Genomic DNA, 12,714 nt, shown 5'->3' on the forward strand with positions numbered 1-12,714 from the left:
GATGAGGGGGAGCAAGGTGAAGACGACGGTGGTTTCGAGTTGGCAGCAGTTCATGAGTTTGACTGCCGAGCTCGATGGCTGGGCATTTCGTGGTCAGCAGGATGCCAACTGGTTGTTGCAGAGTTCGCTGTCACGTTACCTTGCGGCCTTTGTGCCCGACCGCTCGACATGGCGCATTCAGGAGCAGCGCGCCATCCGTATCTTTCGCCGCAAGGCCCACAACTATCTCTCCGATGTGCGCGCGCTATCGGACGATCTGCGCTGCCTCGGCCTGATGCAGCACCATGGCGCACCAACCCGGATGCTCGATTTCACGAAGTCGCCCTTCGTTGCGGCTTTCTTTGCGCTGGAGCGCGCGGTTTCGGATGCCGCGATTTTCGCGGTGAATACGCCGGCCCTATGGACTAACCGCGCCATTCCGGCGAGCACGCCGCATCTCACGCGCGACATGATCGATCCGCGCCGCAAAGGCAACTTCGAAAAATTCTTTCTGACCGACAAGAATCCGGTGATCTGGTTTGGCGAGCCGTCGGAGATGGATCAGCGGCTGATTGCCCAGGCCGGCACCTTCGTCTTGCCCGGTTTGCTGCAAAAGCCGCTTGATGAAATCCTTAACAATTACTCAAGCGATGACGAACTGCTGCGCAAGATCGTCCTGCCGCGCGCGGTCCGGGACGATGCCATGCGTGCGCTCTACCGGATGAACATTACCAACGCGTCGTTGTTTCCGGATATGGAGGGGCTTGCGCGCTCGATTGCGCTGGAGCTGGAGATGGTCTGGCCGACGGTTGACCGGATCGCCCCGCCAACAAGGCAGTAGGGCGTCAGGCAGGACACCAGGGGCTGCCCCCGGCTGGCGGCAGGACACCTGACGTCGTACACTTGCGCTAGCAGAATAATGATTAATTGCGCATTTAACGATTCAGGAGACGACATGGAATCCGTTCAACCCACCGAGGCGCCTGGCGGTACCGCTCCGCGTCTTTCGAAGTTCGGCGCGGTACTGCGCGTGACGAGCGGCAATTTCCTCGAACAATTCGACTTCTTCCTGTTCGGCTTCTACGCCACGTACATCGCGAAGACGTTTTTCCCGGCCGCCAGCGAGTTCGCCTCGCTGATGCAGACCTTCGCCGTCTTCGGGGCCGGCTTCCTGATGCGGCCGTTAGGGGCGATCGTTCTCGGTGCATATATCGACAAGGTGGGGCGCCGCCGCGGCCTGATCGTCACACTGGCGATCATGGCGAGCGGCACGATCCTGATCGCGATTGTGCCGGGCTTCGCCACGATCGGTCTGCTGGCGCCGGCATTGGTCCTTCTGGGCCGTCTGCTGCAGGGCTTTTCCGCGGGAGCGGAGCTGGGCGGCGTGTCGGTCTATCTGGCCGAAATGGCGACACCCGGCAAGAAAGGCTTTTACACGTCATGGCAGTCGGCCAGCCAGCAGGTAGCGATCGTCGTGGCGGCGGCACTCGGCTATGCGCTGAACCTGCTGCTGACGTCTGCGCAAATCGGTGCCTGGGGCTGGCGCCTGCCGTTCCTGATCGGTTGCTTGATCGTGCCGTTCCTGTACGTGCTGCGCCGCTCGCTGCAGGAAACCGCTGAGTTCCAGGCGCGCCGGCATCATCCGGCGACGGCTGAAGTGTTCCGCTCGATGCTGACCAACTGGAAGACCGTCATTGCCGGGATGATGATGGTCGCGATGACCACGACCACGTTCTACCTGATCACCGTCTATACGCCGACCTTCGGCCGCGCCGTGCTGCATCTGAGCACATCGGACGCGCTCGTCGTCACGCTGCTGGTGGGCGTATCGAACTTTATCTGGCTGCCTATCGGCGGGGCGATCTCGGATCGTATCGGCCGGCGTCCACTGTTGCTGTTCATTTCCGCGCTGGCCATCGTGACGGCGTATCCGGCATTGGAATGGCTCGCGCATGCGCCGAGCTTCCTGCGCATGCTGACCGTGCTGCTGTATTTCTCGTTCTTCTTCGGTGCCTACAACGGTGCGATGGTGCCGGCCTTGACCGAGGTGATGCCAGTCGAGGTGCGGGTGGCCGGCTTCTCGCTCGCGTTCAGTCTGGCAACCGCAATTTTTGGCGGATTCACCCCGGCCGTTTCGACTTTCCTGATCGAGATGACCGGCGACAAGGCCGCGCCCGCCTATTGGCTGATCTTTGCGGCCCTGTGCGGTTTCGTGGCGACGCTGGTGCTGTATCGCCGCGGCGGCGCGGCCGAGTTGCAGGCGAAACTGGGGTGACACCAACAGCGCACGGGACGCGTGAGTGGCGGTGTCCCGTGCCTGCTATCGCAGTGCCGCAGCCAGCCGCTTGCGCGTAAGCCAGCGCACAGCGAGAAGACAGCTCACCATTACCGTGAGCGACAACACCGTGGTCATCGTGCCGAGCGCGTAGATCACCGGTGTCGTGACCGACGTAGTAAGTCCCTGCAATTCCAACGGCAACGTGTTCTGATCGCCGATAGCCTGCGAGGTCCGGGCAATCTCGTCCCACGAAAGCGTGAAGCCAAACATGGCCACGCCGATCACGGAAGGCCCGATGATCGGCAGCACGATATGCCTGAAGTTTTGCCATGGCGTCGCGCCAAGATCGCGTCCCGCTTCTTCATAGGCCGGATTGAAGCGATTGAATACGGCGAACATCACGAGCAGACCGAACGGCAAGGTCCACGTCAGATGCGCACCGAGTGCCGAGGTGAAGAGGCCCATCGTAGTGGAATAGTTGTCGACGAATGCCTGGTTGCCCAAAGCAGTGGCCAGATACTTGATACCGCTATCGAGCAGACGAAACGTCAGGCCGATGCCAAGCGACACGATGATCGAAGGCATGATCAGGCTCGCCACCGACACATAAAACACCGCCGTATCGCCGCGAAACCGCTTGCGGAACGCGAGTCCCGCTGCCACTGAGAACAGCACGGTCAACACCGTCACGGCCAGCGCGAGGCGCACCGAGCGCAAAAACGCTGCCCAGATATCGATATCGCCGACGCCGTCGCGCAGCACCGAGAACCAGTGCAGCGAGACGCCGCGCATCGGGAACGTGAGGCCGCCTTCCGGTCCCTGGAACGAGAGAATGAAGATGGTGATGACGGGGCCATACAGAAACAGCACGAATAGCCCGAACAGCAGCGCCAGCCAGTAGAAACTGGCCGGGCGGCGCTCGCGATGCTTGCGGCGGGCGATCTGCATGTCAAAGCTCCTTGCGGATGTCGACCACCCGCGTCAAACCCCACACGATCATCAACACCACGGCGAGCAGGATGATCGCGTTGGCCGCCGCCGCCGGAAACTGCAGATAACCGGTTTGCACCTGAATGATCTTGCCGACCGAAGCGATCTGCTGGCCGCCCATCACGCCGACGGTCAGGAAGTCGCCCATCACGATGGTGATCACGAAGATCGAGCCGATCACAATGCCGGTTTTGGATAACGGCAGCACCACGTCGCGGATCACCTGCCAGCCGCTGGCGCCAGCGTCGCGCGCGGCTTCGAGGAGCGAACGGTCGATCCGCATCATCGCGTTGAAGATCGGCACGATCATGAAGAATGTGAAAAGGTGGACGAAGGCGAGCACCACCGAGAAATTCGAGTACAGCAGCCATTCGAGTGGCGCGTCGATCAGATGCGCGCCAAGCAGCGCCTGGTTGACGAGGCCATTGCGGCCGAGCAGCGGGATCCACGAGATCATGCGGATAACGTTCGACGTCCAGAACGGAATCGTGCAGATCAGGAACAGGATGGTCTGCATCGCCGTCGTGCGCACGTGGAAGGCCAGAAAGTAGGCAATCGAGAAACCCAGTACGAGCGTCACCGCCCAGACGATCACGCAGAATTTGATGGTGGACAGGTACGTCTTGAAGGTGACGCACATATCCGTCATCGACGAACAGCCGTCGAAAATCGCCCGGTAGTTTTTCAGCGTGAAGGCGGGGATGATCTGATATTCGTTGTAGTCCCAGAAGCTGACGATCAACGTAATGACGAGCGGCACAATGAAGAACAGCAGGAAGGTCAGCGTCAGCGGCGTCGCCTGCAGCCAGGCCGGCGTGCGGCGGTGCCGCACCGGTTGATCCTGCGCGTGGGTGGAAAGCTCGATCGATGCCATGGCGGGATATCCGTCGTCGGGAAAACTGCGGTTGCTACCGCGTTATGCAGCAGCAACCGCGGCCTGTCTTATACAGGTGTGCGAAGAACTATGCGGCGATGAACTCGTTCCACTTCTGGACCATATAGATGTTCTCGTCCATCACGGCGTTCCAGCACGCAATCGCACCCATGCGCTCGTCGTACGAGCCGCCGTCGCGCACGGTGCCGGCTTTCTCCAGCAACTGCCCGTCCGGCGCATGGATGTCCTGCGCGGCCGGCTTGCCTTCGATCCAGTAGTCCCACTCGTACGGTTGCATGTGCGTCTTCGCGGTCTCGAGCACACCTGAGTAATAGCCCTGGCGCATCAGATAGGCACCCGCCCAGCCGTCCTGGAACCAGTTGACGAACTCGTAGCCGGCATCGAGCTTGCGGCCTGTCAGCGAGCGCGGGAAGGCGAAGCCCGAGGCCCACGAGCGATAGCCTTCCTTGAGGGGCTGGAACTTGCAGGCAACGCCCATCGTGCGCACCTTCGTCACGGCTGGTGACCACATCGACTGGATCACCACTTCGCCGGAGGCCATCAGGTTGACGCTCTCGTTGAAGTCCTTCCAGAAAGCGCGGAACTGGCCGGAGCGCTTGGCGTCGATCAGGATCTTGATGGTCTGATCGATCTCGGCCTTGGTCATGTTGCCCTTGTCGCCGTACTTGACGTGGCCCATTGCTTCGATGGCCATCGCCGAATCCATGATGCCGATCGCGGGAATGTTGAGCAGCGCTGCCTTGCCCTTGAACTCGGGGTTCAGCAATTCGGCCCAGCTGTTGATAGGGCGTTTGATCAGGTCAGGCCGAATACCGAGCGTGTCCGCGTTATAGGTGGTCGGAATCAGCGTCATCCACTCGGTTGGTGTGGCCGAGAACTCGGTGGAGCGCGGACCCGTCAGGAACATCACCTTCTTCGGCGCAGTGCCCTGGTCGCCGATCTTCTTGCCGTTCACTTCGCCCTTGGTGAGCACCGGCGTGATCTTGTCGGCGAGCTTGATCTTCTTTGCGTCCATGCCTGCGAGCGTGCCCGCGGGAATCAGCTTCTTCAGCGAGAAATATTCGGTATCGACGATATCGAACGAATTGGGCTGCGTGATGATGCGTTTGGCGACGTCGTCGGTCGTGACCGGAATATATTGAATCTCGATGCCGGTATCTTCCTTGAACTTCTTCGCGATGTCGGAGCTCTGGTTGACGGCCGTGCCCAGATAGCGCAATACGATTTTCTCTTGCGCATGCACGTACGGGAAGCCGGCAATGCCGGCCGCTGCAACCGCGCCCTTGATGAGCGTGCGGCGCTTCTGGCCTTTGTCCGTCAGCTCGGATTCGGCCGCGGCCGGGCGCTCGTTCTGCTCACTCATTGCATTCTCCTCAGGTGACGTTCTGCTCATATGACGTTCTGGTGGGGTGTGACAAAAAAACGGTAAAGGCTAGTCTGGGTAACCCAAAAGAGACGGCTTAGGCGGCCAGCGGATGAGCATCTTGCTCGTTCCACCACACGACCACCCGTGCCTCGGGTCCGAGACGCGCGGGGTCGTAGTCGGCGTCGCTCACGAGTGAGACGAGTTCCGGTGAGCCGTCGAGTGGCACGAGTGTCATGCGCAGATGGGTACCCTGGTATTCGGCTTCGCGTACGATGCAGGGCACGCCGCCGATCCGCGCGAGACCGCCGTCGCCTGCGGCCGCCTGAACAGGTGTGACGCCATGCGGCACCACGCGCAAATGGTCCGCACGCACGGTAAACAGGCGCCCATTGGTACTGAATACGTTGTGGCCGCCGAGAAAACGCGCCACGAACTCGGTACGCGGACGGTTGAAGACTTCGTGCGGGGTGCCGCTTTGTTCAATATGGCCGTGACTCATCACGACGACCAGATCGGCCAGCGCCATCGCCTCTTCCTGGGAGTGCGTAACATGCACGAAGGTGATGCCGAGCTCCTTCTGCCAGCGCTTGAGCTCGGCGCGCATCTGTACGCGCAGGAACGGGTCGAGTGCCGAGAGCGGTTCGTCGAGCAACAGGCAGCGCGGCTGGTTCAGCAGTGCCCGCGCGAGCGCGACGCGTTGTTGCTGGCCACCGGACAATTGCGCGGGCTTGCGTTCGGCGTAGGCGGACATGGCGACCAGTTCCAGCAGTTCGCCGGCACGCTTGCGGCGCGCGTCTTTCGCGACGCCGCGCATCTTCAGGCTGAACGCGACGTTGTCGAGCGCGCTCAGGTGGGGAAACAGGGCATAGCTCTGAAATACCATCGCCGTGCCGCGCGCCGCGGGTTCTTCGCGGGTGACGTTGCGCCCGCCAAGCAGTATGTCGCCCTCGGTGACCGATTCATGTCCCGCGATCATCCTGAGCGTCGACGTCTTGCCGCATCCGGACGGGCCGAGCAGACAACAGTACTGGCCGCCCGGTATGCGCAGGTCGATCGCGTCGACGGCGAGTGCATCGCCGTATTGCTTCGAGACGTGCACCAGCTCGATATCGGCGGCCTCCGTGTGGAGCACGGTTGAAGCAGGCTGGATCATGAAGAAGAGGTCCTCGTGAACGGTACAGGCGGATCGCGTGCGAACCTCTCAAATGCAAGACATATGCCATGCGCTTCGACTCGGCCCTGACAATCGCCAACGCGTTGCGCCGTCTAATGTCTGCAAGTTGGCTCACATATTGCAAACGATCGGAAGCTCGAATCGCTAACGATCTGAAGCCCCGTTCTTGCGCAATAGCGGTGCGTCTTCGGTCCGTTGCGGGGCATGGCAACGCCAAACCGGTTCATGTGGAGCGCTAACCGTTACTCATGGCTCATTTGAAATGACAGACTCACGGAACATGCCTGAAGCGCGCGATCGCGCCCGCGACCCGATCGCAACGCATGGGCGCTTTCCTTATCGGCCTATTACGGATACCGACGGCTTTCGCTGGCCGGGAGACACCGGACTTGCGGTGTATCTGGGCTTCAATATCGAACACTTTGCTTTTGGCGAGGGTCTGGGCGCGGCGCTCGGCCCCATCTCGCCGCAGCCGGATGTGCTCAATTACAGCTGGCGCGAATACGGCAACCGGGTGGGCGCATGGCGTTGCCTCGAACTGTTCGACCAGCTCGAGATGCCGGCAGGTACGCTCATCAATACAGCGCTCTACGATCACTGCCCGGAGTTGATTGCCGCCTGCGTTGCACGTGGCGACGAACTGATCGGCCATGGACACACCAACGCGCACCGGCAGAGCGATCTCGACGAAGACGCCGAGCGCGAGCTGCTCGTGCATTGCCGCGAACGGATTGCGGCGCAAAGCGGCACGGCGCCTTCGGGCTGGCTCTCGCCGTGGATCTCCGAATCGCACCTGACGCCTGATCTGCTCGCGCAGACCGGCTATCGCTACACACTGAACTGGTGCCACGACGACCGGCCTGTGCGCATGGCGACCCGTGGTGCACCGCTATGGTCGATTCCTTATCCGCAGGAACTGAACGACTTGCCGATGCTGGTGGGCCGGCAGATGGACGCGTGCGCGTTTGCCGACATGATCGTCGATCAGTTCGACGAAATGCTCGAGCAGGCCAACCGCGGCAGCAAGCCCCAGGCGCTGGTGATGGGGATTGCCCTGCACCCCTATCTGGTGGGGCAGCCTTACCGGCTCCGTCATCTGCGCCGTGCGCTCCAGCATATTGCCGCGGCACGTTCGAGCGGTGACGTGTGGGTGACCACGCCAGGGGGCATCGTGGCACACATGGATGAAGTGGAGCGCAACGCGGGCACACATCAGAGAACACTATGACCGTGAAATCCAAGGCGGCCGCCACCGGGCAGAAGACCAAAGACCATGATGCCGAAGACGACACTGCGGTGGAAGCCCGCATCTATCAGTCGATCTTCGACGGTGTGCTCGACCATCGTCTGACGCCGGGCACGAAGCTGCCGGAGCCGCAGCTATGCCAGTTGTTCGGAGTAGGGCGCGCGGTCGTGCGGCGGGTGCTCGAAAAGCTGGCCTATGACGGTATCGTCGTCCTGCGGCCTAACAAGGGTGCGGTGATCGCAGCGCCCACTCCCGAGGAAACCCGCGAGATTTTTGAGGCACGCCGCGCGCTGGAGCGCACGCTCGTGGAACTGGCTGTGGAGAAGGCCAGTGCCCGCGATATCGAAGCACTGCGGCAGCAGCTTGCCGAGGAGCACAAGGCAATGCACCGCTTCGACCAACCGGCGTGGGCCCGCCTGACGAGCTGCTTTCATTTGCGCATCGGTGCGCTGGCCGGCAACTCGATCCTGCAAAACTATTTGACGGAGCTGATTTCGCGTACTTCGCTGATTGTTGGGGTATACGAAGCACCGGGCAATGCGCCGTGCGAGCACGACGAACATGCGGCGATCGTCGATTGCATCGAGGCGCGCGATGCAGCTGGCGCGGTCGCCCGCATGACCTCGCATCTGCGCGAGCTGGAAGAGCGTATCGAAACATCGCGCATGCCGGGTGAGAAGAGCCTCGCGCAATTGCTGGGGATGACCGAGGCCTGACTACTCGCGGTGTGCCTGTCGCCAGATCGCGTTCAGGGCGCAGCGTCCACGTCTTCGTCTTCAACGCTCATGGCCCGGCCATCGCTGCGGGGGTCGTGCGCACCGTAGGCGGTGCCGTCCGCATCGATTCGTATCGCGCCGGGATGGCCCGCAAGCGGACTTTGTGCCGGGATCGCGCTCACATCATGACCGCGTGCGGCCAGCGCCGCGAATACGTCGGGGCCGGCATCCTCTTCGAGTTTGAGCGCATCGCGTGTGTCCGAGAAGGTCTTGCCGAGTAGAAAGCGCGGACGGGCGAGGGCGCTGAGCGGGTCCATGCCGTAGTCGATCACGCGCGTGAGCACGGCCGCGAGCGTTTGCGGTTGACCATCTGCTCCTTGCGTGCCGAACAGCAGGTGCGGACGTCCATCCTTCAGATACATGCCGGGGTTAAGCGTGTGAAATGGCCGCTTGCCAGGCTGCAATGCATTGTGATGCGTGGGATCGGTGCTGAACGATGCGCCGCGGTTGTGCCACAGAATCCCGGTGTCGCCTGCGACGACGCCACTGCCCCAGTCGAAGTAGACCGTCTGCAGGACGCTGACGCTGCGGCCGTCGCGATCCGTGGCGCCGATGAACACCGTGTCGCCGGGGCGAAACACATGCGGCCAGGGACGCGCGGTCTGCATGCTGATGGAGCGGGCATGAGCGTCGAGCGTGGCATCCGCGAGCATCGTGTCGACCGGTACAGTCCGGAAATCCGGATCGCAGACGAAGCGGTCCCGGTCGATGAACGCGCACTTCACCGCTTCCACAAGCAGATGGTAATAGTCGGCGCTGCCTTCTGCGATGGATCCGAGATCGAAGCGTTCGAGGATGCCCATGATCTGCAAGGTCGTGACACCTTGCGTGGGCGGGCGCATGCTTACCAGTTCACCGCCACGATAGGCGACGCGCACGGGAGGCTCGCCGCGTGCGCGGGTTTTCGCGAGGTCGGCTTGTGTCAGTGGCGAGCCGGCTTCCTGCAAGCCGCGCGCGATTCGTCCGGCCAGTTCGCCCTCATAAAACTCGCGCGCACCGAAGCGCGCGATGTGCTCGAGGCTACGTGCCAGCGCGGGTTGGACGAAGCGATCGCCGATGGCAGGAATCCGGCCGTCTGGTGCAAACGTCTTCGAGAAGCCCGGCAGTGCCTGCAGTTCGCCCGCACGCAGACTTTGCCAGAAGTGCTGCGAGGGCGTGATGGGAAAGCCGTTGGAAGCGTAATCGATCGCCTTTGCGAACAGCGTCGACCAGGGCGTTTGGCCTTGCCATGCAGACTGGCTGATCGCATACACCTGATCCCATGTGTCGACGGTCGCCGCTGTGGTTAGCGCGGCTGCAGCGCCGCGCACAGGGATGGCGCCGGAGAACGCAGGCAGTGCAGCCGCCGCCTGGCCGATGCCCGACACGGTGCGCAACAGGCCGTTGCGATCGCCGATCACCCAGAATGCGTCACCACCGAGGCCGGTGAAATGCGGGTAGGTCACACCTAGCGCTGCGCCGATGGCGATCGCCGCCTCGATTGCATTGCCGCCTGTGCGCAGCACATCGAGCCCCGCGGCGCTGGCCAGCGCATGCGGACTGGTAACCATGCCTCCATTGGAACAGGCGAGTTTTGGGTTGTGCATCGGAACTCCGGTACGGCAGAGGTGCCGCTCTGTGTCCGAGTATAGAGGGCACATCAGCGCTGGAAAAGTGCAGATGGCGTGATACGGCGCATCTGTGCTTTTGCGTGTCTCCGCGCTTATTCCGGCGTCGGCTGCGCTTCAAGCCCCAGCCAGCTCACGCTCGACACGCCTTTTTCCATGCTTAGCCGGCTGGCGATGTGCTCGAGCTTGGGTTGATCCTTCGGATGCAGCTTAAGGGTCGCGGTGACTTCGATACGTCGTGGATCGTTCTCGTAGTCGCGGCTCGTGAGACTCTGAAACGATAACGGCGTCGACGACATCGAATTGGACAGCGCTGCGCGGATATGGATTTCGTCCTCCTCGCGGCACACTACAGTCAGCGTGTAATCGCGCACGAGGTCAGCCGCCGACACTGGCGCGGTGTTGATGGCACGGCTCACTTCGCGCAGCACGGTGTTGGTGATAAGCACGATGGCGGTCCCGGCGAGGGCGGGACCGTAGTGTCCCGCGCCGCATAGCACGCCGACGGCCGCCGCGCACCAAAGCGTCGCTGCCGTATTGATGCCCTGAATCGAACCCTTGTCGCGCATGATGACGCCGCCACCGAGAAAGCCGACGCCGGACACCACATACGAGGCAATTTGCGTGACCCCGGTGCCGTTTCCGGTCAACACGCCAAGTGTGACGAACAGACACGCACCGCTCGCGACGAGCGTAATGGTGCGCAGCCCGGCTGTGCGTTGCCGCATCTGGCGCTCGAGGCCGATGGCAATGCCGCACGCAAATGCGGCAAGCAGGCGGATAACAAAATCGAGTGTCATGGTTCCCTGTTCATCTTGTGTGTGGGTGCGCGCAGCGCCTGCCCGAGCGGCTACGACCGGCGGCGTTCCCGGTACTCTCGCCACACTCCTGCTATCGTACGGTGTCACGCATGTCCCCATGCGTGGAAATCAGGCCGCATGGTGATGCGCGGCCAGGCTCGTTCAACTCAACCTTTGCTTCTTTTCATAACGCATGTCCGGCGCATCTCTGCCCAAACCGAAGACCTCCCGCAATCTGCGTTGGCTTGCCCTTTGGGGCCCCGGCCTGCTCGTCATGCTGGCCGATTGCGACGCCGGCAATGTCGTCACTGCTGCGCAAGCGGGCGCTCAATGGGGACTGCAGTTGCTGGTGGTGCTGCTTGTCCTGATCCCGTTGCTTTACATGGTCCAGGAACTCACGGTGAGGCTCGGCATCTTCGCGGGCCGCGGCCATGGCGAACTGATCCGCTCGAACTTCGGTCCCGTGTGGGCATGGATCTCTGCCGCTGGCCTCGTGATTGCGGTACTCGGCTCGCTGGTCACGGAGTTCACAGGCGTAGCGGGCATCGGTGAAATGTATGGTGTGTCGCGCTCCCTGACTTTACCCCTTGCCGTGTTTGCCTTGATAGCCGTGGTGCTGACCGGCTCGCACAAGCGCGTCGACAAGGCGGCCATCCTGATCGGCGCCTTCGAGTTGACGTTCTTCGTGGTGGCCTGGAAAGCCCACCCCGATATCCGTAACGCTTTCCAGCAAATAAAAAGCCTCCCGTTCAGCAATCGCCAGTTTGGTTATATGGCAGCTGCGCTGATCGGAGCGACCTTCAATCCGTGGATGGTGTTCTATCAACAGGCCGCGGTCGCCGATAAAAAACTCACGGCACAAGACTACGGCGCGGCTCGCGCAGAAACAGCGTTGGGCGCCGTCCTTACCCAGTTGCTGACAGCAGCGGTGCTGGTCGCCGCTGCCGCCACGCTGTCGGGTGACGGCAAACCGCATGCGCTCGAGAGCGTCGGCGAGATCAGCGACGCGCTCGCCACGGTCGTCGGCCCGCACGCCGGACGCTTCCTGTTTAGCGCGGGTGTGCTCGGGGCGTCGATGGTGGCGGCCATCGTCTGTTCGCTGTCGCTCGCCTGGGGGCTCGGTGAAGTGGCGGGCTACAAGCGCTCGCTCGAAGACCGTCCCACCGGTGCGCCATGGTTTTACGGCGTGTACATCGTGTCCGTCGCCGGCAGTGCGTATCTTGTCTGGCTTGCGCCGAACCTCGTGTCGTTGAACGTCGCCGCTCAGGTGGTCAATGCCTTGATGTTGCCTCTGGTGGTCGGCCTGCTTATCGCCCTTAGCGTGACCTCGCTTTCCAGACAACACCGTCCGCGTGGTCTTTACCTTTGGCTGGTGTCAGGCGTGGCGGCACTGGTTAGCGTCGCCGCTATTGTTGGCGCAGTCTCGGGTTGGATGTCCTGAGCGGCGTGCCGCCTCCGCGCGAGGCGAAAACGGCATGCGTTTCCCAAGCAAAGAACGCCTTGACGCGTTGCCACAGTGCCGCGAGGCGATGCTCGCGACACGGTGCCATACGGACGCACGAAACCACTGCGTTCATATGACGCTTAAGGTGCACGGGGAGTA

General features: G+C 62.1%; 11 protein-coding genes. 5 read left to right on the top strand and 6 right to left on the bottom strand.

The genetic code is table 11. The features are described from left to right. The first annotated feature begins 52 nt into the window (after positions 1-52). Together BUS06_RS30840 and BUS06_RS30845 are read left to right on the top strand one after the other, a co-directional pair. Positions 53-820 carry an FRG domain-containing protein gene (locus tag BUS06_RS30840; RefSeq protein ID WP_254369008.1) on the top strand — a complete coding sequence of 256 codons (768 nt, stop codon included), beginning with the start codon at positions 53-55 and terminating at the stop codon, positions 818-820. Between the two features lie 114 nt (positions 821-934). Then, positions 935-2,254, top strand: a complete 1,320-nt coding sequence (locus BUS06_RS30845; protein ID WP_074268115.1) for an MFS transporter — start codon at positions 935-937, stop codon at positions 2,252-2,254. Positions 2,255-2,299: 45 nt separating this feature from the next. Here the strand turns inward: BUS06_RS30845 and BUS06_RS30850 are convergent, their stop codons facing one another. The 4 genes from BUS06_RS30850 to BUS06_RS30865 form a co-directional block, all read right to left on the bottom strand. Further along, positions 2,300-3,205, bottom strand: a complete 906-nt coding sequence (locus tag BUS06_RS30850) for an ABC transporter permease (RefSeq protein ID WP_074268116.1) — start codon at positions 3,203-3,205, stop codon at positions 2,300-2,302. Position 3,206: 1 nt separating this feature from the next. Continuing rightward, a complete protein-coding gene (locus tag BUS06_RS30855) occupies positions 3,207-4,121 on the bottom strand; it encodes an ABC transporter permease (RefSeq protein ID WP_074268117.1) in 915 nt (304 codons plus the stop codon). An 88-nt stretch (positions 4,122-4,209) separates the two neighbouring features. Beyond that, complete coding sequence (locus BUS06_RS30860; RefSeq protein WP_074268118.1) at positions 4,210-5,505, bottom strand: ABC transporter substrate-binding protein; 1,296 nt, start codon at positions 5,503-5,505, stop codon at positions 4,210-4,212. A gap of 97 nt (positions 5,506-5,602) precedes the next feature. After that, positions 5,603-6,661, bottom strand: coding sequence for an ABC transporter ATP-binding protein (locus tag BUS06_RS30865; RefSeq protein WP_074268119.1), 1,059 nt, complete (start codon positions 6,659-6,661; stop codon positions 5,603-5,605). 283 nt (positions 6,662-6,944) lie between these two features. On the opposite strand from BUS06_RS30865, the gene BUS06_RS30870 reads away from it, so the two are divergent. Together BUS06_RS30870 and BUS06_RS30875 are read left to right on the top strand one after the other, a co-directional pair. Next, positions 6,945-7,910 (top strand): polysaccharide deacetylase family protein, encoded by a 966-nt coding sequence (locus BUS06_RS30870; RefSeq protein ID WP_074268120.1) that lies wholly within the window; start codon positions 6,945-6,947, stop codon positions 7,908-7,910. Next, positions 7,907-8,644, top strand: coding sequence for a GntR family transcriptional regulator (locus tag BUS06_RS30875; protein ID WP_083611687.1), 738 nt, complete (start codon positions 7,907-7,909; stop codon positions 8,642-8,644). The genes BUS06_RS30870 and BUS06_RS30875 overlap by 4 nt, the downstream gene beginning before the upstream one ends. A gap of 32 nt (positions 8,645-8,676) precedes the next feature. On the opposite strand, the gene ggt is transcribed toward BUS06_RS30875, so the two are convergent. Both ggt and BUS06_RS30885 read right to left on the bottom strand, forming a co-directional pair. Then, a complete protein-coding gene (gene ggt / locus BUS06_RS30880) occupies positions 8,677-10,290 on the bottom strand; it encodes a gamma-glutamyltransferase (protein ID WP_074268121.1) in 1,614 nt (537 codons plus the stop codon). 116 nt (positions 10,291-10,406) lie between these two features. Then, positions 10,407-11,111 carry an MgtC/SapB family protein gene (locus tag BUS06_RS30885; protein WP_074268122.1) on the bottom strand — a complete coding sequence of 235 codons (705 nt, stop codon included), beginning with the start codon at positions 11,109-11,111 and terminating at the stop codon, positions 10,407-10,409. A 193-nt stretch (positions 11,112-11,304) separates the two neighbouring features. Here BUS06_RS30885 and BUS06_RS30890 point away from each other — a divergent pair, with 193 nt between their 5' ends. Next, complete coding sequence (locus tag BUS06_RS30890) at positions 11,305-12,552, top strand: NRAMP family divalent metal transporter (RefSeq protein WP_074268123.1); 1,248 nt, start codon at positions 11,305-11,307, stop codon at positions 12,550-12,552. Positions 12,553-12,714: the final 162 nt, after the last annotated feature.

The organism is Paraburkholderia phenazinium (genome assembly GCF_900141745.1).
GTDB lineage: Bacteria > Pseudomonadota > Gammaproteobacteria > Burkholderiales > Burkholderiaceae > Paraburkholderia > Paraburkholderia phenazinium_B.

Coding starts and splice junctions, on each gene's coding strand:
- BUS06_RS30890 (WP_074268123.1), top strand. CDS start 11,305: ATGTCCGGCGCATCTCTGCCCAAACCGAAGACCTCCCGCAATCTGCGT.
- BUS06_RS30870 (WP_074268120.1), top strand. CDS start 6,945: ATGACAGACTCACGGAACATGCCTGAAGCGCGCGATCGCGCCCGCGAC.
- BUS06_RS30850 (WP_074268116.1), bottom strand. CDS start 3,205: ATGCAGATCGCCCGCCGCAAGCATCGCGAGCGCCGCCCGGCCAGTTTC.
- BUS06_RS30885 (WP_074268122.1), bottom strand. CDS start 11,111: ATGACACTCGATTTTGTTATCCGCCTGCTTGCCGCATTTGCGTGCGGC.
- BUS06_RS30840 (WP_254369008.1), top strand. CDS start 53: ATGAGTTTGACTGCCGAGCTCGATGGCTGGGCATTTCGTGGTCAGCAG.
- BUS06_RS30845 (WP_074268115.1), top strand. CDS start 935: ATGGAATCCGTTCAACCCACCGAGGCGCCTGGCGGTACCGCTCCGCGT.
- BUS06_RS30855 (WP_074268117.1), bottom strand. CDS start 4,121: ATGGCATCGATCGAGCTTTCCACCCACGCGCAGGATCAACCGGTGCGG.
- BUS06_RS30865 (WP_074268119.1), bottom strand. CDS start 6,661: ATGATCCAGCCTGCTTCAACCGTGCTCCACACGGAGGCCGCCGATATC.
- BUS06_RS30875 (WP_083611687.1), top strand. CDS start 7,907: ATGACCGTGAAATCCAAGGCGGCCGCCACCGGGCAGAAGACCAAAGAC.
- ggt (WP_074268121.1), bottom strand. CDS start 10,290: ATGCACAACCCAAAACTCGCCTGTTCCAATGGAGGCATGGTTACCAGT.
- BUS06_RS30860 (WP_074268118.1), bottom strand. CDS start 5,505: ATGAGTGAGCAGAACGAGCGCCCGGCCGCGGCCGAATCCGAGCTGACG.